The sequence below is a fragment of the Alkalibacillus haloalkaliphilus genome (genome assembly GCF_007991275.1).
Classification (GTDB): Bacteria; Bacillota; Bacilli; order Bacillales; family Alkalibacillaceae; genus Alkalibacillus; species Alkalibacillus haloalkaliphilus.
Genome location: NZ_BJYA01000001.1, coordinates 231,104 through 251,303, shown reverse-complemented (window position 1 = coordinate 251,303; position 20,200 = coordinate 231,104). Strand labels below are relative to the sequence as shown.

18 protein-coding genes are annotated in these 20,200 nt (G+C 35.2%); 10 read left to right on the top strand and 8 right to left on the bottom strand.

The window, feature by feature from the left end; all coding sequences use genetic code 11:
- Positions 1–94: 94 nt before the first annotated feature.
- The 4 genes from AHA02nite_RS01225 to dcm all read right to left on the bottom strand — a co-directional run bounded on the left by AHA02nite_RS01225 (position 95) and on the right by dcm (position 7,082).
- A complete protein-coding gene (locus AHA02nite_RS01225; RefSeq protein WP_146813583.1) occupies positions 95–2,650 on the bottom strand; it encodes an SNF2-related protein in 2,556 nt (851 codons plus the stop codon).
- Between the two features lies 1 nt (position 2,651).
- Positions 2,652–3,866: a ParB/RepB/Spo0J family partition protein gene (locus tag AHA02nite_RS01220; protein WP_146813581.1), complete on the bottom strand. Its 1,215-nt coding sequence runs from the start codon at positions 3,864–3,866 to the stop codon at positions 2,652–2,654.
- Between the two features lie 3 nt (positions 3,867–3,869).
- Positions 3,870–5,402, bottom strand: a complete 1,533-nt coding sequence (locus tag AHA02nite_RS01215; RefSeq protein ID WP_146813579.1) for a PDDEXK family nuclease — start codon at positions 5,400–5,402, stop codon at positions 3,870–3,872.
- Positions 5,403–5,780: 378 nt separating this feature from the next.
- Positions 5,781–7,082 carry a DNA (cytosine-5-)-methyltransferase gene (dcm, locus tag AHA02nite_RS01210; protein ID WP_146813577.1) on the bottom strand — a complete coding sequence of 434 codons (1,302 nt, stop codon included), beginning with the start codon at positions 7,080–7,082 and terminating at the stop codon, positions 5,781–5,783.
- A gap of 98 nt (positions 7,083–7,180) precedes the next feature.
- Between dcm and AHA02nite_RS01205 the strand changes: the two genes are divergently transcribed.
- The 3 genes from AHA02nite_RS01205 to AHA02nite_RS01195 all read left to right on the top strand — a co-directional run bounded on the left by AHA02nite_RS01205 (position 7,181) and on the right by AHA02nite_RS01195 (position 10,751).
- Entirely contained in the window at positions 7,181–8,608 is a 1,428-nt protein-coding gene (locus AHA02nite_RS01205; RefSeq protein WP_246118794.1) for a Sau3AI family type II restriction endonuclease, read from the top strand.
- 200 nt (positions 8,609–8,808) lie between these two features.
- A complete protein-coding gene (locus AHA02nite_RS01200; protein WP_146813575.1) occupies positions 8,809–9,375 on the top strand; it encodes an SLATT domain-containing protein in 567 nt (188 codons plus the stop codon).
- A gap of 8 nt (positions 9,376–9,383) precedes the next feature.
- Positions 9,384–10,751, top strand: coding sequence for a reverse transcriptase domain-containing protein (locus tag AHA02nite_RS01195; RefSeq protein ID WP_146813573.1), 1,368 nt, complete (start codon positions 9,384–9,386; stop codon positions 10,749–10,751).
- A gap of 125 nt (positions 10,752–10,876) precedes the next feature.
- Here AHA02nite_RS01195 and AHA02nite_RS15035 read toward each other — a convergent pair whose 3' ends face one another.
- On the bottom strand, positions 10,877–11,080 hold the full coding sequence (locus AHA02nite_RS15035) for a hypothetical protein (protein ID WP_218025396.1): 204 nt from the start codon (positions 11,078–11,080) through the stop codon (positions 10,877–10,879).
- Positions 11,081–11,150: 70 nt separating this feature from the next.
- Between AHA02nite_RS15035 and AHA02nite_RS01190 the strand changes: the two genes are divergently transcribed.
- The 4 genes from AHA02nite_RS01190 to AHA02nite_RS01175 all read left to right on the top strand — a co-directional run bounded on the left by AHA02nite_RS01190 (position 11,151) and on the right by AHA02nite_RS01175 (position 13,634).
- Complete coding sequence (locus tag AHA02nite_RS01190; RefSeq protein WP_146813571.1) at positions 11,151–11,810, top strand: HAD hydrolase-like protein; 660 nt, start codon at positions 11,151–11,153, stop codon at positions 11,808–11,810.
- A gap of 72 nt (positions 11,811–11,882) precedes the next feature.
- Complete coding sequence (locus AHA02nite_RS01185; protein ID WP_246118793.1) at positions 11,883–12,479, top strand: hypothetical protein; 597 nt, start codon at positions 11,883–11,885, stop codon at positions 12,477–12,479.
- 114 nt (positions 12,480–12,593) lie between these two features.
- Positions 12,594–13,097, top strand: coding sequence for a hypothetical protein (locus AHA02nite_RS01180; RefSeq protein WP_146813569.1), 504 nt, complete (start codon positions 12,594–12,596; stop codon positions 13,095–13,097).
- 60 nt (positions 13,098–13,157) lie between these two features.
- Complete coding sequence (locus AHA02nite_RS01175; protein WP_146813567.1) at positions 13,158–13,634, top strand: hypothetical protein; 477 nt, start codon at positions 13,158–13,160, stop codon at positions 13,632–13,634.
- A 46-nt stretch (positions 13,635–13,680) separates the two neighbouring features.
- On the opposite strand, the gene AHA02nite_RS01170 is transcribed toward AHA02nite_RS01175, so the two are convergent.
- Together AHA02nite_RS01170 and AHA02nite_RS01165 are read right to left on the bottom strand one after the other, a co-directional pair.
- Complete coding sequence (locus tag AHA02nite_RS01170) at positions 13,681–14,007, bottom strand: hypothetical protein (RefSeq protein ID WP_146813565.1); 327 nt, start codon at positions 14,005–14,007, stop codon at positions 13,681–13,683.
- A gap of 167 nt (positions 14,008–14,174) precedes the next feature.
- Complete coding sequence (locus AHA02nite_RS01165; RefSeq protein WP_146813563.1) at positions 14,175–14,570, bottom strand: hypothetical protein; 396 nt, start codon at positions 14,568–14,570, stop codon at positions 14,175–14,177.
- Positions 14,571–14,702: 132 nt separating this feature from the next.
- On the opposite strand from AHA02nite_RS01165, the gene AHA02nite_RS01160 reads away from it, so the two are divergent.
- From AHA02nite_RS01160 to aceA, 3 genes are all read left to right on the top strand, one after another.
- On the top strand, positions 14,703–15,557 hold the full coding sequence (locus AHA02nite_RS01160) for a patatin-like phospholipase family protein (protein WP_146813561.1): 855 nt from the start codon (positions 14,703–14,705) through the stop codon (positions 15,555–15,557).
- A gap of 303 nt (positions 15,558–15,860) precedes the next feature.
- Positions 15,861–17,438 carry a malate synthase A gene (gene aceB / locus AHA02nite_RS01155; RefSeq protein WP_146813559.1) on the top strand — a complete coding sequence of 526 codons (1,578 nt, stop codon included), beginning with the start codon at positions 15,861–15,863 and terminating at the stop codon, positions 17,436–17,438.
- Positions 17,428–18,705 (top strand): isocitrate lyase, encoded by a 1,278-nt coding sequence (gene aceA, locus AHA02nite_RS01150; protein WP_146813557.1) that lies wholly within the window; start codon positions 17,428–17,430, stop codon positions 18,703–18,705. Before aceB ends, aceA begins: the two co-directional genes overlap by 11 nt.
- A gap of 215 nt (positions 18,706–18,920) precedes the next feature.
- On the opposite strand, the gene AHA02nite_RS01145 is transcribed toward aceA, so the two are convergent.
- Positions 18,921–19,856 carry an NADP-dependent oxidoreductase gene (locus AHA02nite_RS01145; RefSeq protein ID WP_146813555.1) on the bottom strand — a complete coding sequence of 312 codons (936 nt, stop codon included), beginning with the start codon at positions 19,854–19,856 and terminating at the stop codon, positions 18,921–18,923.
- Positions 19,857–20,200: the final 344 nt, after the last annotated feature.

The following is a 20,200-nucleotide window of genomic DNA, read 5'->3' as shown; positions in this document are numbered from 1 at the left end:
TCCTTTATAATTGCACTAGCAATTAATGTATAACAGTCTTAAAGATAAGCTTCAAATTCATTTTATAAGAGAAAAAGCCCTCCTAGAGGACTTTCTATTTAAATAGGTCTTTTATGTCATTAATACTTACTGTAGGCATAATATTAACTCCATCAGAGTCAATTGCTGCTAGCATAGTCTCCTCTTTTTCTGCTAATCTTTGATAAATTTTATCATCGATTGTTGACCTATTACCTTGTTCACTTTCTAAGAAATAAAAATAATAATTCGTCTCCTGATCTTTACTTAGTCCGAGCCTGTGGATTCGATCTCTTGATTGTAATAGGTGAGTTAAATTAAATGAACACTCCAAATAAATAGCATTGTGGCAGTGTTTGTGTAATGAAACTGATTCTCCTAATGTGTGTGGGTTAGTAATTAGAACATCAATCTCACCTGACTTAAATCGATTAATAATAACTTGCCTATCGGCATGAACAGTTGACCCAAAAATCTTTTCTGCATTAATACCTGCACTTATCAAATCGTCTTGCACCATATTAATGGTATCTACAAATATACACCACACAATGACTCTTTTGCCTGAACTAGCCAAACTCAATAAATCTTCAAGCATTAACTTATACTTAGAAGAAACCCCTATGTTATTAATTAATTCATTTTCTTTTTCAGTCCATGAATAGTCATGAAAATCTTCGTAAGATAATATGTGATTGAAATTAATATTGGATTCTTCCTCTGTTTCTATCAATTCTGAAAAATTGCCTTTCAATAATAGTTTAGGGTTGCTAGATAGTTGAATTAGGCGTATATACAAACTGAAAGGAGAGTGTCCAAATTTTTCATAAAGCAAATCAATCAATGTTTGTTCTTCTTCAGTAGGCTGTATACTTTTAATAATGTCCGGATTAGCATCAGGTACACCTAACTCTTTTTTATTAGTTCTCCAATAAAATGGGTACAATTTGTTGTTTATCTCTTCAATTCGAGTCTGATTCGGTTTTTTTAGATCATGTACATCATAGTTAAAAAAGTAATCATAATCCTCACCGAATAAAATATTTAAGAAATTATAAACATCAGTGTATGAATTAGGAATTGGAGTTCCAGTTAGGACAAACCTAAAATTAGTCTTTAATGAAATCTTCTTAGCCGCGTATGCTCTTTCGCTCTCATAGTTTTTAATTCTGTGCACTTCATCAAAAACAAGCATCGTACTTGAATCAAGCTTGTCCAGCAATATATGATAATACTTTAATAGTGACTCATAATTAATTAATATTAGGTTTTTCTTGTCCCACTTACTGTATAGTTCCAAATCCGCGTTCTCTACTTCATGAATATCTAAATAATCTAACTGTCTTTTGTGTCCAAAATTCTCTTTGAATTCTATTTTCCATGAATCAAATGAGTTTTTGGGACCAATCATTAAAATCCTCTTTATAGGGTTTCTTACTTCCGTCGATGATAAATAGGCAAAAGCACCATAAACCATACTAGTTTTACCCGAACCGGGAACTGAGAAGTTTGCAACACGTTTCATCTCAGTCATGTAAAAGGCACTGTGCATTTGTTGTGTCCTTAACTCCCTCACCAATTCCGAGTTCACAATCTCCTTAAAATTTCCAAATTCACTTTTTAGATAACTCATTTCTTTTTTTAAATAGATACCGTAATCGCTTCTCTCATTAATCATCAAATTCTGTTTCTCAATAAAACTCTCCAATTCTTTTGAAACGACAAGATTGTAATTGAATTTCTTAGAGTGTTTTTTGAATTCCTCTATAATACTAATTAATTGTCTATAGTCTAAGTTATTTTTAAATTCAGGGAATGGCCCTGATAAATATTTATCGATTTTTCTTTTAATGAACCGTTTATTAGGATCAAACATAGACCGGTCCTTTAGATGATTAATAAGGTGTAACTGTGAGTTATCTAAGGTTAAAATTACAGTATTTTCGGGTGTTTTAGTCAAATAATATATCCCTCCGTTAAATTCCAACAACCGTTCTTTAATTACTTCATCGATTTCTTTTACATGAATATAAGACTCTTTCTTTTTATCATTCCATAGTAAATCAAATTCTCTTTGAGCCCTGGGAATTTTTTCTCTATAGAAATCATTCTCAATCCAAGAAAGTGTTACATCGAAAGCTTCATAATTATTTTCGTAACCCGCTATTGTTTCATTGTTGGACCCTTTTGTGTGGATAATATTTTCTGCCTCGTCGTAGAACAAACTAAACTTAGAGTGAAACTTGCCTTGCTCCTTAAATCCAAACTTTATATCCAAATTACCATTTGCGATTAGATAAGCAATATTATTTAGAGTAACTTCATCATTTTTGGAAATCATTTCTATTTCTTTACTAAGATTATCTATTAACTCTTGCCTTTTCTGATAGCCTAGTTTTATTGCCTCATAATCTGAGGGGGAAATTTCCTCAGATATTATCAACCTTATCTTTATTGAACTTAAAACCTCTTCACTAAGACTTTTAGTAATATTTCTAAAAAGTTTGCCGCTAAAATATCCGCTAACTCTATCATATCTAACAGTTCTGGTTAATACGGGTTCATAAAAGTCATAAAGAAGGTTTTCCTCACTTGAATAATAATCGGCTTTCAGATTCAATGATTTAAACATTTTAATACTCCAATAAATGATTCATTCTGTCTATTGTTTTAGAAAGTTGGTTTTCAAATTTTTCTTTGTTTTCATCATCCATATACTTAATCTGGTTCACATCTAGACTATCTAACTCTCGATTTATCTTATTCAAGTAGTTCAAAGGCGCTGACTTTTCATCTTCAATACCCTTATTTCTTAAAAGGTTTTCAATATTTTCACTCATACCCATGTGGTCAACACTTGTCTTATTATTAATAGTTGTTACAATTGATTCTATACCAGTCTGGCTTTCCTCATTTAAAGAGTCGTGTATTTCATCGGTGTAATCTTCGACTTTTTCTAAAAAATCTTCTCTATACTCAGTTTTTATCAGTTTATTTCCTATTTCTCTTATTTTTCTCGTTTTATCATCAAGCTCGTCATTAAGGAGTAATGCAAATAGAGATTCCTTAACAGTTTGCTCTTCACCCTCTTTTTTTACTTTCTTTAAAATACTATTAATTTCTTCTAAAGGTCCATCAATCTTTAAGTTTTTTGCTATATGAAACTTTTCATTTGCATTTATAAACTCTAAGAACTCAATCATCAACTGGGCTTTATCTCTTACTTTGGTAACTTCTCTTTTAGTTTTTCCAGTTGAATTCGAGTACTCTTCAATTGTGAAATGTTTACTTTTGATTATGTCTCTATAGACATCTACTAAGTAATCAATTGGGTTATAATCTTCCGGGCGTTCCTTCGCATGTTGTAACTGTAGTTCTAACTTTTTAATGTCCTTATCTGTGATACCTTCTGTCGCATCCAATATTACTGCTTCTAGGTAACTAGTAATACCCTCTTTATTTAACTCTCTTAAGCAAGTAAATCTTCTGTTCCCATCTACCACTCTACCGTCTTGTAATACAACTGCTGGTTCTTCTTGACCAAATGTTTTGATGTTCGATTTTGTTCTTTTAAAGGCTTTCTCATCTGATTTTACTATAAACTCATGAAAAATTTCGTTGTATTTTTCTAAATCATCTTGGTAATTTAACTCTGGTTTATTTTCTAAATACTGACTGTATGCAGTAGCAATTCGACCATTTTGGTTATTATAAAATAGTAATTCAAGAGGTATTTTATAAACAGTATAATTATCTGTATGACCACGAACCGTTAGCTTTTTTGTGACACCAGTTTCTGTGATTCCGTAACTCGATCGATTTTTTAACAAATTTTTTGTTTGATCCATAAATTAACCTCCATATATTGTTTTATAGAATTGATTTTTCGACTTAAATACAGCATTAATATGTGAAGAGTAGTAGTAACTTGATCTTCTAACTATTTCTAATACGTCTTCTCTATAAAATATATTTGATATATTTGAGTTTACTAATGCTACAAGTCTATCTAAATTCAATTCAAACTCACTATTTGTTACTATATCAAGGAAATCATCATATGTACTATCAAAGTTTGAAAATATGAATTTGTTATTAACCTTTAAGTAATGAAATAAATGAGAGTCTAGTAATACATCTTCTATGAATTCATCGCTCATCCCTGCTTCAATAACGATATTACCATCAAGCAGATCTCTTACTTTATTAATTGTAAAGAATGACTTACTGTTAAAATCTTTTAGCTTATAATCAAGTTCTAATGAAAGCCGTTCCATTTCTGAAGAATTAATTCCTTTTTCAGCTAAATACTCGCTTGTAATGAATTTTTCACTATTAAATCTATAAAGAATTCGATTTTTGTGCAAATCATTTATAATGCTCTTATACTCAGGTTTTAAATAAACTACTGAATTTTTATTTATTATTTTATTCTTATTTATATAATCTATAATCAATTCCCTTGTTGGAATTCCATTTCCATTATATACAATAACTTCTTCATTCAGTTGATATAAGGAATCATGATTAGAATAGCGACTACTGGCCAACAATTTAAATTCATTTGAATTTGTATCATAAATTCCGTCTTTAACATTAATCTTATTTGAACCATTATTTAATATCTGGCGATTGTTTTCTTTTTGAAAGTTAATTTCAGCAGCAAATTCTCTTCCAATTTTTGAAATATAGGAATTATTAATCCAGAACCCTTGTTTTGTAATATACTTGCCATCAGGTAACTGGTACTTGTCTTGTGAGTCTTTAGCTTTAGGCCTAACATGTAAAATTCTATGTTCGTTTGATTTTGGTAAATTATTTTTTATTTTATTGTTTTCTTGTTTAAGCTCTACTCCATTTTCTACTATTTTTATTGTTCGCTCCCAAAACTTTTTAATTTCTAATTCCACAAGAGCCGGGTTCATTTTCCACAATTTACAACCAACAAAGTGTAGACCATTACTTTTCATAAAGACCAAGAAAACAAAAATGGTATTCTTGAACTTTTTATTTAAATAGCTTGAACTCCATGGTTTTTCAATCAAATCATTAAAATCTACTTGCTCTAGAACCATGTTCTCTTTTTGTTTATAATTTTTATTTAATTGAATGGTCCTAATCTGGAGCTTAACTACATTTTTTTTATTATTTTCATTTATTAATTCTATTAACTTTTTAGATAATACTTTATTCTTTATGACTTGTATATTAGGGTTGTCAGTCTTTACACCGGTAAGAGTATCCACATCATATCCTGAGTAAAAATTCAGTTTCTCAACTTCATATGCTATTTGTTGGTGGTTTTTCAGATTATAATTAAGTAATTCTCTTTGTTTGTTATTTAATGCTTGTAAATCTTTATTGTATTTTTCCTCTGGTTTCAATCTTACACCTCCTATATCCCTTGGACTTTATCTAAACACCCTTGTGCATTGTGGAAGAATAATAAAATTTTGTTATTCACACAAAAGTCCACAGTTTTCAAAAAATGTATTTGTATCTACTTATTATCATTTTAAACATTTTATTCAGTAAGTTAAAGAAAAAACAAAATTTGTCAACGTGTCAGCCGGTTTGTTAGAGCAAATGTCAAGCCGGAGTAGTATTTAAAATATCTAAATTTTTTTGGGGAGCTAGAGTAATAGATATATATCCAAAGATGAAGTGGAAGAAATGGTATACAATCACATAGTAAAGGTGTTTGCATTAAAAGGAGAACCAATAAAATGAAAAAAGTAGCCGGCTACAATCGGCTACTTTTTCTACAGAATCGACATCTGTTGTACTTCGTTATTCTTTTCTTGGTAGATTGTTGTTTCTTTTGTATATAGGTCAACAATCTGATTACCCATCTTTTCTATTAAATCAACAACTAATGCATTACCCATACAGAAATATCTCGTTCTTTCAGGCATCCCAGAATTAGTCCAGTCTGGATCAAATCCATTTAGAAGTTCACATTCTATTGGAGTTAGAAATCTTAGCCTACTAGTGTCTAAATCCTTAACAACATGTGAGCTTCTATTTTTGGTACCTTCACTAGTTAGCATTGTTCTACTTGGCATATCTAATCTTTCAGGGAAAGCCATTGATCCCTCAGTGTAGTAATACTCATGCCCAGTTTTAGAAACTCTCTTTTCTTTTTTGGCACCTTTTTGATATTCCATTTCTTCATACTCGGTTCTACCTTTTTTGTTTTTCTTATCATTTTTCAGGTAGTATTTCTCATCAACTTGTCCCTGGAACTCTCTGGCTTGTTCTAAAATTTCGCCTAAGGTAGTTGGAGTAGTTTCAACAGGGAGAGTTTCAGCAGTATATACAACTCCATTAACAATTACACCACTGTTATTATACTTTGCGCTAAAGTTGTCAGACACATCCAGTAGATTACTAGGTAATTCAAACTCCTTGTCTGGGTGCTTCTCATTGTGCTCATCTTTAACAGGGAACTCTTTAGCAAAGAATCCTTTTTGGTGAATAATGTCTTGGAAGTTATGCTTCTGTTGCTCTTTATAAAAGTTAGTATCTTCACGATATGCGAATATGAACACTCTTCTTCTTCGCTGGGCAAATCCATACTCTGCTGCATTAATTACACGCCACTCTATTCCATAACCTTGTTTCTGAAGACTAGCTAACATAACAGAGAAGTCTCTACCTCGTTGTGTTGAGGGTGATTTTAATAGACGATCAACATTTTCTAGTAGAATAAATTTTGGTTTTGTTCTATTTATAACTTTCATGATTTCGAAAAATAGTACACCTTTATGCCCTTCAATCCCCATCTCACCAGCTAGTGTTCTAGCGACTGAATAGTCTTGGCAAGGGAACCCACCAACTAACAGGTCATGTTCCGGTATTAATCCAATAATATCTGCAATATCTTCATTTATTGCTTCATCATCAGTTGAATTAAAATTCTTTTTATAACAATCAAAAGCAGGTTGAGACTTTGTAGATGGTTCCCACTGATTAGCTAAAGTAATATTATACTTTTTACTAGATTTTTCTAAACCTAGGCGAAAGCCGCCAACTCCTGCAAATAGTTCAACAACATTTATCATCACCGAACATCCTTTCGGTTTTAATTCTACTCCTATTATAGTAAATTTTTATATAAAGATCAACTGTTATGACCAAATTTATTTTAAGGTGTGATTTTATGTATAAAGGTTACGATATATATAGCCCAAAATCAATTGAAATGTATGGAAAAGAGCTAGAGAGTAAAACATTCAGAGACATTCTAAAAACAAGTGATATGGTAGTTAAAGAGGAAGACTATGAGTACTTAACATCAACTTTTTCAAAAGGTAGTTTGGGCCAGTTGGTAGAAAAGTATCACTTTAAATATGAACCTAATAGTGATAGAAACCCTGATTTTGAAGAAGCGGGAGTAGAGTTAAAAGTAACACCACATAAACATTTGAAAAGTGGAAAGTTATCTGCAAAAGAAAGATTAGTACTAAATATTATTAACTATGAGAAGATAGTTGAAGAAGACTTTGAAACAAGTTCATTTTGGTTAAAAAATCAACTAGTACTCTTAATTCATTATTTATATGAGAATGACAAAGATAAACTAGATTACCTCATCCAGAAAGTCCACTTATATGAATTCCCAGAAAAAGATTTAAAAGTTATAAAAAAAGACTGGAACACTATCAAAAAGAAGGTCCTTGAAGGAAAGGCTCATGAACTATCTGAGGGTGATACTAACTACTTAGGTGCCTGTACAAAGGGTGCATCAAAGAGTTCTTTAAGAACCCAGCCATTTTCTGAACAAATGGCAATGCAAAGAGCTTTTTCATTAAAGTCATCTTATATGACAACTTTACTACGTAAAATTATCAATGAAGACGATATGGTCTCCTTTTCTAACCGGGAGGAGTTAGAAACTCAGTCATTAGAAGAGTTACTAATGGAAAAGTTTAAACCTTATATAGGTTTAACCCCTAAAGAAATAGCAAAACAAGTGAATATAAAATATAGCAAGAATTCAAAACACATGATCCCTCAGCTAATAAGTGCAACGTTAGGGATTAGCGGAACACGTTTAAATCAAATAGATGAATTTGCAAAAGCAAACATTGAGTATAAGACAGTACGGTTAGAGCCAAACGGTACACCTAAGGAGCATATGTCTTTTGAACAAATTAGGTTTGATGAGGTCTATCATGAGACTTGGGAAGATAGTCACTTAAGAAATAGGTTTATAGATACGAAATTCTTATTTGTAGTTTTCCAGTACAATGAGACTAAGTCTGAAAATGAAAATAGAGAACCATATTTTAGAGGGATTAAGTTATGGAATATGCCTGAGGTAGTTCTAGATACAAAAATTAAAGAAGTGTGGGAAGAGATCCACAGATTAGTTCGAGATGGTGTCACCATTGAGTATAAAGTGCGTGGTAAGAACAGAGTTGAAGCGAATAACTTCCCAGGAAAAGACTTTAATGGAGTTTCTCATGTAAGGCCAAAGGCAAGGGATGGGAAAGATAAGGTTAAGCTACCTGATGGCCAGATGGTTACGAAACAGTGTTATTGGTTAGATAAAGATTTTATAGGTAAGGTGTTAAAAGGGAAATAATTATTGAATTATTTTTTACCAATCATTAACAAATATCTTTTTTGTCCGAAATTATACTTAAGAGGAGACTTTCTACTCGACCAAAGGCTATTCACCTTTGGTATTCTAATTACTTGAAAAAATATGATTCCGTAACGGAATATAAACTATTCAAACTCCTGGAGTCTCCTCTTACTCTTTATCTAAGGTAGGGTGAAAAGATGGATAACTATAAAAAAATAGAAGGTTTTATTGATAAAAATATATGGGTTACTAGGAAAAGTAGAATAGAGGCTGAAGCCAGAATGATTAGAAATCATAACTTTCTACAATTCACCCTAGTTTATTACACGTTTTTCATCTTGGCTTTTTCAATATGGTTACTTGTCACAGAAAACTATAACATTAGCATATTTACAGTAATCCTTTCTGTTGGATTATTTGGCTTTAACATTTATTTTAACTCAATAGGCTTTAATGAAAAAGCTCTAAAGTATAAAGAATCCTATTTAGAATTAACACAATTACAATATAAAATGGAGCAACTTTTAGATGAAGAAGAAGGGATAAAAACAGAGGAATTTCACGATTTAAAGTCTGATTATCAACAAATTCTATCCAAGACAGATAACCACTCAGAGCTGGATTACTTGAAAGTTTTAATAAAGCATAATAATTTAACTTCAATAAGGTCGCTTCTCTATTTTTATACATTTAACTTTATAAAATACGCTGTTTTTACTTGTATACTTGTCTTACCGCTTATATTAATAATTTTTGTGATTTAGGTGATTACATGTCTGCATCAAATTTATTCAGAAAATATTTCTCGATAAAACATCTAGAAATCACACTTGATAAATACTTTGATTTTACAAGCGCTACGGGTATAGATCAAATGAATTTCGATAGGTTTTATCACCATAGAGTAGAAAATATATGTAAAATAAAAGAAAAAGTGAAAAATAACACTTATCAATTTACCCCTTATAAGGAAAAGTTAATTGTTAAAGATAGATATTCTCCTCCACGTCTAATTTCAATACCGACTTTAAGGGATAAATTAGTGTTAAAATCATTAAGTCTAATTTTATCTGAAACATATCACCATTTAACCCAGCCTTTACCACAATTGTGTATTAGTCAAATAAAAGAATCTGTGTACCAATATGACTCATTTATAAAGTTGGATGTTTCCGATTTTTACGGAACTATTAAGCATGGTATACTTTTTAATTTGCTGGAAAAGAGAATTAAAAAGGAAGAAATATTAACCCTAATTAAGAAGTCAATAACAACTCCTACTGTTAAGTCTGGTGAAAAGTCATCGGAGTTAATAACCGAAGGGATACCACAAGGTTTACCTATTTCAAATATACTATCCCATATTTACTTAGAAGACTTTGACAATAAATTTGAGAATCAACAAGACTATCAATTTATTAGGTATGTTGATGATGTTCTTGTGCTATGTAACTCAAAAGATTTGCCGAGGATTTATTCCAAAATTAAGTATGAACTAGAAGGTTTATATAGTCTGAGATTAAACGATAGCAAAACAGAATTAGGAAAAGTAAATGAAGGGTTTAGCTTTTTAGGGTATCAGGTGATGTCTAATCACCATGGCGAACTTAAACTCACAATCAAAAAGGCAAATCAGGCTAAGTTTGAAAACTCACTTGTTGATATTTTTACAAGTTATAAATATAACTCTGATAATATTAACCCTAAACAATTTGTTTTCAGGCTCAATAATAAGATTACTGGTTCTATAAGTAAAAAAGTAGACGGCGATAAAGGTAGAGAGTTTAATTATGGTTGGCTATTTTATTTTTCTCAAATGAATGATACAAGTGTTCTCTATCATTTAGATTGGTTAATACAGAAGCTACTAGTTAAATTTGAATTTGATCATATAAACAAGGATGAAATCAAAAGTTTTGTTAAGGCATTTTATGAAGTCAGGTATAATTATGAAAACAGTACTTATATACATAGGCCTGATGAATTAAATGAACAACAAAAAAAGGAACTCCTCATAGATGTATTTAATGTTAACGTTAAGAATTTAAAGAGTAAAGAAGGTATTAATTATTGGTATCAAAAGTATGTATATCGACCAATAAAAATGGATGAAAAAGATATCAAAAGTAAAATTTCTTGAGTAAAGATACGGTTATACTATTGGTTAGTTTATATTTTGTGAACCAATCGATTTCGTGTGGCAACTACGTGAAGAAATGCCAGCTTACTTAGTACCCAAGGCGAATAAAAATATATTGTAATGACTTAATCGTAGATGATCTCCACCTTATCAACACCACCAGGAATATACAATGTCATAGAAAACAAGATTAACAAAGAAACGCCAATGAAAGTAGTCGATAGGAAATAGGCAAAGGACTTTTTCGCTTTGTCTTGCAGTTTTCTACCTTCAACAAAAGCTGTATAGGCCATGTATACATTGATTATGATAATGGCTAAAAACAACATAAAAGCTCACCCCTATCAGTGTTTATATAACTCTATGTTAACTGGTGGAGCAATAGAATAGGAGAATAACATGAACTCAAAACACATCATTTTCGACATGGACGGAACTTTATTTCAAACAGACAAAATATTAGAGCTCGCACTTGATAATACTTTTGATGAATTGCGCTTGCGGGGATTATGGGCAGGGGATACGCCAATAGAACAATATCGTTCGATTATGGGTGTGCCTCTACCTAAAGTGTGGGAGGCGTTGCTTCCGAACCAACCAGAGAGCATAAGGCACGAAGTTGATCAAATGTTTCTTGAGAAGCTTTTGGTCAATATTAGAGCTGGCAATGGTGCATTATATCCTAATGTAATCGAGACGTTGAGTTGTTTAAAAGAACAGGGGTATTCTATCTTCATCGCAAGTAATGGATTAGTAGATTACTTGAATACAATTGTGGACTTTTATGAGCTTGGTCGATTTTTTACTGAAGTTTTCAGCATTGAACAGATCAATTCTCTAGACAAGGTAGATTTGGTACAGGAAATAGTATCGAAGTATAACATTCAAAGTGGTGTATTCGTTGGTGATCGCTTATCAGATTTTAAGGCTGCCAAAGCTAATGGGTTATATTCTGTAGGCTGTCGGTTTGACTTTGCTCAAGAGGAAGAATTAGATCAGGCAGATGTTGTGATAGAAGACATGAAGGATGTATTAAAAAATCTCCCTGCAGACTATTAGACAAAAAGTGCCAACCAGGTATTTTTATGGTAAAATAATAATAGACAGATAGTTGCAGAGGGAGTGGTTCATGTGAAGTTTTTGAAAAACATCGACTCTAATGATATTTTGCCTTACATTAGCACAACTGGTCTTATTTTAATTATTTGTTCTGTGATTCTTCCTGTTCCAGTCATTATGATGGTTCAAGATTTATTGTTTTTCTCTTATAACCAAACGTCTTTCATTCGTCCACAAGAGGCTTATTTAGGTTTTGGGGGCGCGATGCTTTTAATTGCTCTTATTCTTTTCTCGTTTTTATTTACGAAAATGTATTATGACAAAAAAGATAAAGAGTACAATTTGACGGCTGTGCATTTAGTTTTGTTTGTGTTCAGTCTCGTTCTTTTAATTCTACCAATCTATCATTATCACTATTTCGACGACCAAGGTGTTCATAGTAATACGTATTGGACGTTTTCTGAAGAAAGTATTGCTTGGGATGACATAACGGAAGTTTCTCGTGAAGTTAGAGAAGAAGATTACGCTGTGTTGTCTTATACGTTTTCAAGCGATGAACAATCTATAACGATTCCTTTTGATTACTCAGACAGCGATACGAACCGGACGATTAATTATGCTGTTGAAGCTTTGAATTGGGACGTTGAAGATGAATTTGTAGAAGGTTAATCGGTATTTTAGAAAGCTCTAAACTGTGTAATCATGTTTAGGGCTTTTTCTGTATAAAGGAAGGTTCTTCTAAATTTGATAACGAATACTATTTACCATGGGGGTGTAACGACAATGTTAAAGTTGTTACTTGTGACGGTGTTTTTGCTGCTGACTGCTTGTGGAGTTGGGACGACAGGTGCTCACCCGTATGCTGGAGAATTAGAGAAAGCTGAAGGGTACGATGAAGAGGTTCCGTTTGATTTTAAACTGCCAACGTCACTTCCATTCGAGTTAGATGACGTCTTTATTATGGAAATGGGTGAGGATGAGATCGAAATCGTGTCATCTGATCGGTACATGTTTGAAGTCCTTCTACGTGGGGAGGATCCTGAAGAAGAGCATATAACCGTGATGATTCATAACCATGGAAGTGTTGAAAATACACAAGGTCAAAATGAGGAGCGTTTTACATTAAGTGATGGAGAGGACGCAAAGTATTTCTATAATGGAGCGTCACAAATATTAGTTTGGGACGATGACGATTTAAAGTATGAAATAGCTATTTACGTAGATGGTGAAGAAAGGTATTCGGTGGAAGAGTTAGTTGAAATTGCGGATTCGTTTGAGGCATATTAAATAAATTTTTAACTGTTTTGCGGAGGTATTACTATCAAATTAAAGCTGTTGTTATTCGTGATGTTATTGTTAATAATGAGCGCTTGTGTCGGTGGGACAACAAACTCTCATCCGTACGCAGGAGAATTAGAGAAAGCTGAAGGGTACGATGAAGAGGCACCGTTTGATTTCAAACTGCCAACGTCACTACCATTTGAGGTGGATGAAACGTATATTAGAAAAATGGGAGAAGATGAAAGTGCAGGTGCTTCAACCGATCGTTATGTCTTAATAGCCGGCTTTCAAGGCAATGATTCTGAAGCAGAGCACGTCATGGTCGGTGTTCAAAATGAGGGAGAGGTAGAAGATACACAAGGTTTAACGGAAGAGCAGGTCACGTTAAGTGATGGAAAAGAAGCGCAGTATTTCTATGATGAGTCGTCACAAGTTTTACTGTGGGATGAAGATGACTTAACGTATCAAGTTTCGGTTTCGACGGGTGATGAGTATTCGGTGGAAGAATTAATAGACGTAGCGGATTCGTTTGAGACTTATTAAGTAGAAAGAGGTGCGGTGATGCACCTCTTTTGTAGTCTGTAAACCTTTAGCTTTGTTCAACTTCAGGTTGTTGGCTAATGTTCTCTTTCTCATTTAACGAAACTTTTAACTCCAACGCGCCAACTTTCGGGGAAAATTTATTGTACACCAAGGCGAACAGTACAGCTAGAAGTCCGTGAATTACAGCATAAACAACTAACATGATTATCGCAGGAATAAAAATGAAGATTTCACCGATACTTCCTTGAACGACTCCTGTAAGCGATATAAAGAAGATGATTACGCCCATTAATAATGCCGGAATACTAAATAAAATGAGTACAAACTTAAAAACACTCATAAGTCCAAATTCTTTGATCTCTACCTTTTGCATAGTATCACTCCTTTCTGATGGATTGATTCTATTCTTTTATCGACTTAAAAATTATAAATTTTAACACAAATTTTCTTTTTAAGTTAGAGGACTTAATTGATGTAGCTGGGTCGTTTGAGAAGTATTAATTAAAAAAAGAGATGCAGATTTGCACCTCTTTAGTTATGCTAGTCGATTTTATTTCCGTTTCGATCCAGAATGTGGACCTCTTTTGAGAAATTTAATTCTTCAAGGATATCTTCATGATCTTTAAAAATGTCGGTAACCATTTCGTTAATTGTGTAGGCTAACATAACATCCTTGTGTTCAGATGTGTTGATCGTAGTCGGTATTGTCATGCCCTCTGAAGAATCATACACAATATCTTCACCAGCTTCTGCAAAAACCTTAAAGTTCTGCAGTTGTTTACCTATATCGATCATCATTTGGTTAACTTGCTGATAAGCTTCATCCTGGCTAATACTTGTTGTGGCGGTCTCTTCAGCTTCTTGAGAGTTGAGTGTGATTGATAGTGTAATTACAAGAAAAGCTATAATAGTTAAGCCTGTAATTCCTTTTTTCATGCTGTATCCCCCCTTATTAAGAACAGTATGTCCATTTAAAAGTTTTATGAACATTAAACTAAGTGCTATAGTTTTGATTGAATTCTTATAGTGATAAAATAATATATACGCATTAACAGAATGAGGGATTCGATGAAACAAACGGGTTTAGTTTTAGAAGGTGGCGGCAGTCGTGGGACGTATACGGCTGGGGTGCTGCGTTATATGATGGAACATGATTTATATATTCCTTATACGATTGGGGTTTCCGCTGGGGCGTGTAATGGCTCTTCGTATATTGCGCGTCAAATGGATCGTAATCGTCAAGTGAACATCGATTTTGTTGACCATCCAGACTATTTGTCACTTCGCAATTATATTAAGAAGCGCCAGTTGTTTGGGATGGATTTTCTCTTTGATACGCTTCCGAATCAGCTTGCTCCGTTTGATTATGGGACGTTTAATACGGCTGAAGAGGATTTCGTTGCTGGTGTGACAGATTGTATGACAGGTGAAGCGCTGTACTATAACAAATCAGATTATGCTGATGACATGGTGACATTGCTTCGAGCATCAAGCTCACTCCCGTTAGTGGCGCCTGTTGTCGAGTATGAAGGTCGACCACTTATGGATGGTGGAATTGCTGATCCAATTCCGGTGCGCCAGTCAGAGCGTGACGGCAATACGAAGAATGTTGTTGTTCTAACAAAAGCTCGTGGTTATTATAAGAAGCCGCAATCATTTAGTTGGTATATACGTCGAAAGTATCGGGATTATCCTGGATTGCTCAAGGCATTAGATAGGCGTCATGAAGTGTACAATGACACGTTGCAATACATTTTTGATGAAGAAAAAAAAGGAAATGTATTGGTAATCAGTCCTTCTGAAGAGATGAAAGTTGGGCGTGTGGAACGTAATAAAGATAAATTAACAGCCTTATATAACTTAGGTTATGAAGATGCGAAAAGCGTCATCAGCCCGTTGAAAGAGTTTGTAGCTACGCCTTAACTGGTGTAGCTTTTTATTTTCTCCCAAAAAATTCTGAAAAAAGTGTTGCAATTTTTAAAATAATCACATAAACTGTTTTATAACAGAACAACAAAACACAAAACTGTTATATATAAGGAGGGTGAAACATGAACAGACCTTATTGCCCGGAGTGTGGAAAGCAAGTGGATGAAAGAAGTTATTCGTTAGAGTGTGCTTACTGCTTATCTAAAAAAGATGAGTAATTTTTTTGGAGTTACTGTTATATAACAAGAGATAATTTTATGAATTGTATTAATACAGGAGAAAGGGAGGCTTCTCAATTTGGTTACAAAAGTCGATGGTTTTGATGTAAGGGGCGATCGTGTTGATCGGATCGAAGAAATTTTAACAGATGAAGCGGTTGAATTTCTAGTGAAGTTGCATCGCCATTTTGATGAGCGAAGGCAGAACTTATTGAACTTAAGGAAAGAAAGGCAAAAACAGCTAAACGAAGGGCAGTCGCTGAACTTTTTGTGTGATACAGATGAAATTCGCCAAGGCGACTGGACGGTCAATCCGATTCCTGAAGACTTACAAGACCGACGCGTAGAAATTACAGGTCCGGTTGATCGAAAAATGGTTATAAACGCCTTGAATTCAGGGGCAAAGACGTTTATGGCTGACTTTGAAGATGCAACTGCACCAACGTGGGAGAACGTCGTAAACGGTCAAGTTAACTTGAAAGATGCGATTCGTCGTGAGATTGATTTTACAGGAGATAATGGCAAGCAGTATCAATTAGCTGACGACCCAGCTGTTTTAATTGTAAGGCCGCGTGGTTGGCATTTAAATGAAGCGCATGTCGAAGTGGAAGGAAAGCCAATGTCAGGTAGTTTATTCGATTTTGGACTATATTTATTCCACAACGCTAGTGAGTTGATAAGTCGTGGCTCTGGCCCATACTTTTATTTACCGAAGTTAGAAAATCATCTTGAGGCGAAGCTTTGGAACGATGTGTTTGTTTTCGCTCAAGGGTACCTTGGAATTCCTAAGGGGACGGTAAAGGCGACGGTCTTAATCGAGACGCTTACAGCTGCTTTTGAAATGGATGAAATTTTATATGAGTTGCGTGAGCATTCAGCAGGGTTAAACTGCGGGCGTTGGGATTACATTTTTAGTGCGATTAAAAATTTCCAAAATCATGAAAGCGTTCTTTTACCAGATCGAGTAGATGTCACGATGGAAGTACCGTTTATGCGCGCTTATTCTTTACTAACGATTCAAACGTGTCATAAGCGCAATGCACCTGCGATTGGTGGTATGGCGGCACAAATTCCAGTTAAAGGTGACGATGCGAAAAATGAAGCGGCTTTTAACAAAGTGCAAGCTGATAAATTGCGTGAAGTAAAAGATGGTCATGACGGTACGTGGGTGGCGCATCCAGCGATGGTGCCACTGGCGAAAGAAGTTTTCGATAAGCATATGAAAACGCCGAATCAGATTCATGTGAAACGTGAAGATGTCAATGTATCGCGTGATGATCTGCTTGAGTTTCCAGAAGGCGACATTACGTTAGATGGCTTAATGACGAACATTACAGTTGGCATTCAGTATATCGCTGCTTGGTTGAATGGTCGTGGAGCTGCACCGTTAAATCATTTAATGGAAGATGCGGCAACAGCAGAGATTTCACGAGCGCAAGTGTGGCAGTGGATTAATCACCCTGAAGGAAAGCTTCGAGACGGCGAGAACATTACAGCTCAGTTTGTTGAAAGTTTAGTTCCTGAACAGTTACGAAATGAAGAGCCAGAAGCGACAGACATTTTCTTAAGTTTAATTAAAGATGAACGTTTTGTTGAGTTTTTAACTATTCCAGCTTATGAGTATATTTTAAAAGGAGGCGTCAAACATGACGGATAATCGAGTAGATCAAATTAAGAAGGATTGGGAAGAGAATTTAAGGTGGGTAGGTGTTGAACGTCCATACTCAGCAGAAGAAGTCGTGAAGCTAAAAGGGAGCCTTGATATTGAACATACTTTAGCAAAACGTGGTTCAGAGAAGTTGTGGAAGCTCATCAATGAAGAAGATTACATTAATGCTTTAGGCGCGCTTACAGGTAATCAGGCCGTGCAACAAGTAAAAGCAGGACTTAAAGCAATCTACTTAAGTGGTTGGCAAGTCGCAGCTGATGCGAACTTATCGGGGCAAATGTATCCTGACCAAAGCTTGTATCCTGCGAATAGTGTGCCGAATGTTGTAAAGCGTATTAATCAAGCGCTTCAGCGTGCCGATCAAATTCACCATGCAGAAGGTGATGATTCAATCGATTGGTTTGCGCCAATTGTAGCGGATGCAGAAGCTGGTTTTGGTGGTCAACTGAATGTATTCGAGCTCATGAAAGGTATGATTGAATCAGGTGCTTCCGCTGTACACTTTGAAGATCAGCTTTCTTCAGAAAAGAAATGCGGTCACTTAGGCGGTAAAGTGTTGTTGCCGACACAAAATGCCGTTCGTAACTTAGTCTCAGCACGTCTAGCAGCAGATGTGATGGGCACACCAACAGTCATTATCGCACGTACGGATGCGAATGCGGCAGACTTAATTACGAGTGATGTTGACCCTTACGATGAGCCGTTCTTAACGGGTGAGAGAACAGTGGAAGGTTTCTATCGTACAAAGCCAGGCATTGATCAAGCGATTTCTAGAGGTTTAGCTTACGCGCCATATGCAGACTTATTATGGTGTGAGACTGCCGAGCCTGATTTAGAAGAGGCGAAGCGCTTTGCAGATGCGATTCATGAGAAATATCCGAATAAACTACTCGCTTACAATTGCTCACCGTCATTTAACTGGAAGAAAAAACTGAATGACGAAAAGATCGCCAACTTCCAAAAAGAGCTCGGAAAAATGGGCTACAAGTTCCAGTTCGTCACATTAGCTGGCTTCCACGCGCTAAACAACAGCATGTTCGACCTAGCGCGTAAGTATAAAGATGAAGGTATGAAAGCTTACTCAGAGCTACAACAAGAAGAGTTCGCTGCAGAACAATACGGCTACACAGCAACTCGTCACCAACGCGAAGTCGGTACAGGTTACTTTGACGAAGTCGCACAAGTCATCTCAGGCGGAACTTCGTCTACAACAGCACTGAGTGGATCGACAGAAGAGGAGCAGTTTACGAGTTAAGGGTGCGCTGGGTGTTGCAGTAGGGCGATTTTTGTCGAATTTTGGAGTTCGCCGGAAAATCAATGTACTTCGCCGGAATATAGAAATTTTCGCCGGATTATAATTTTTTTCGCCGGAATATCGACCCATTTCGCCGGAAAAATGAAAAAATCGCCGGAAAATCAACCGAAGAAGTTGAAAAAATCCAGCCATCACAGCTGGATTTTTCCTTTTGACTATTCAATCTCAATAACAATTTTCCCTTTAGCATGGTGCGTTTCGCTTAGTTCGTGTGCTTCTTTTAGCCCTTGCTCTGAAAAAGGGAACGTATGACCAACTATTGGCTTAAGCTTCCCTTTTTCCATCAATTGAGCGAGGCTACGCATTTGGTTACCATCTGGCTCGATAAAGACGAAGCCCACTTTAACGTTATGCTCATGACCTTTTTCCTCACTAGGTGGTTGAGCGATCGATACTAACGTGCCACCATCTTTTAACACGTCGAAGCTTCTCTCTTGAATGTCGCCACCTAATGCATCAAGCACGACATCATAATCTTCTAACACGTCATAAAAGTTTTCCTTCTTATAATCAATGACTTGATCAGCACCTAGTGACTGTAAAAATTCCACGTTCTTCGTGCTTGCTGTCGTTGCAACGTAAGCACCAGCATTTTTTGCAATTTGAATCGCCATCACGCCAACACCACCAGCGCCAGCGTGAATTAACACTTTCTGCCCTTCTTGAAGATCAGCAAAATCAAACAGACATTGCCAAGCTGTTAATGCCGTTAGCGGTACTGAAGCGGCTTCGTTAAAACTAATATTTTCAGGAATATGCGCTAGAATGTCAGCCTCCGTTACAATGTATTCAGCGTATGTGCCGCGATTTGTAAGTTGCGGTCGAGTAAATACACGATCGCCTACTTTAAAGTCTGTTACACCTTCACCGACTTCTTCAACAACACCCGCTGAATCCCAACCTAAAATAAGCGGGAATTCCATAGGTACCATCTCTTTTAAATACCCTTCACGCAGCTTCCAATCGATTGGGTTGATTGACGTAGCATGCTGCTTAACCAATACTTGGCCAGCACCTGGAGTAGGCTTCGTGACCTCTTGTTCTTGTAATTGTTCTTTTCCACCATATTCATTAATGACGATTGCTTTCATCATAATCACCTCTTTTAAAAGTTGGTACATACTTATTGTAAGGTCGATTTATTATGTTAAACAAATAATATGATTGAGTAGATTCGGTGCGAGCGCTGATAAAATTGATCGAACGCTGATAAAAGTTGTGCGAGCGCTGATAAAATCTCGTGAACGCTGATAAAAATTATGCGAACGCTGATAAATTTACGTGAGCGAACGCCAAAAAAATCTCGTGAACGCCAGAATCGCATGCCCGAGCGCCAAAAAAATTGAGCGAGCGCCAGAATCGCATGCCCGAGCGCCAGAAAAAATCCGTGAACGCCAAAAACCCCTACCCGAACGCCAAATCCTCAACCAAACTT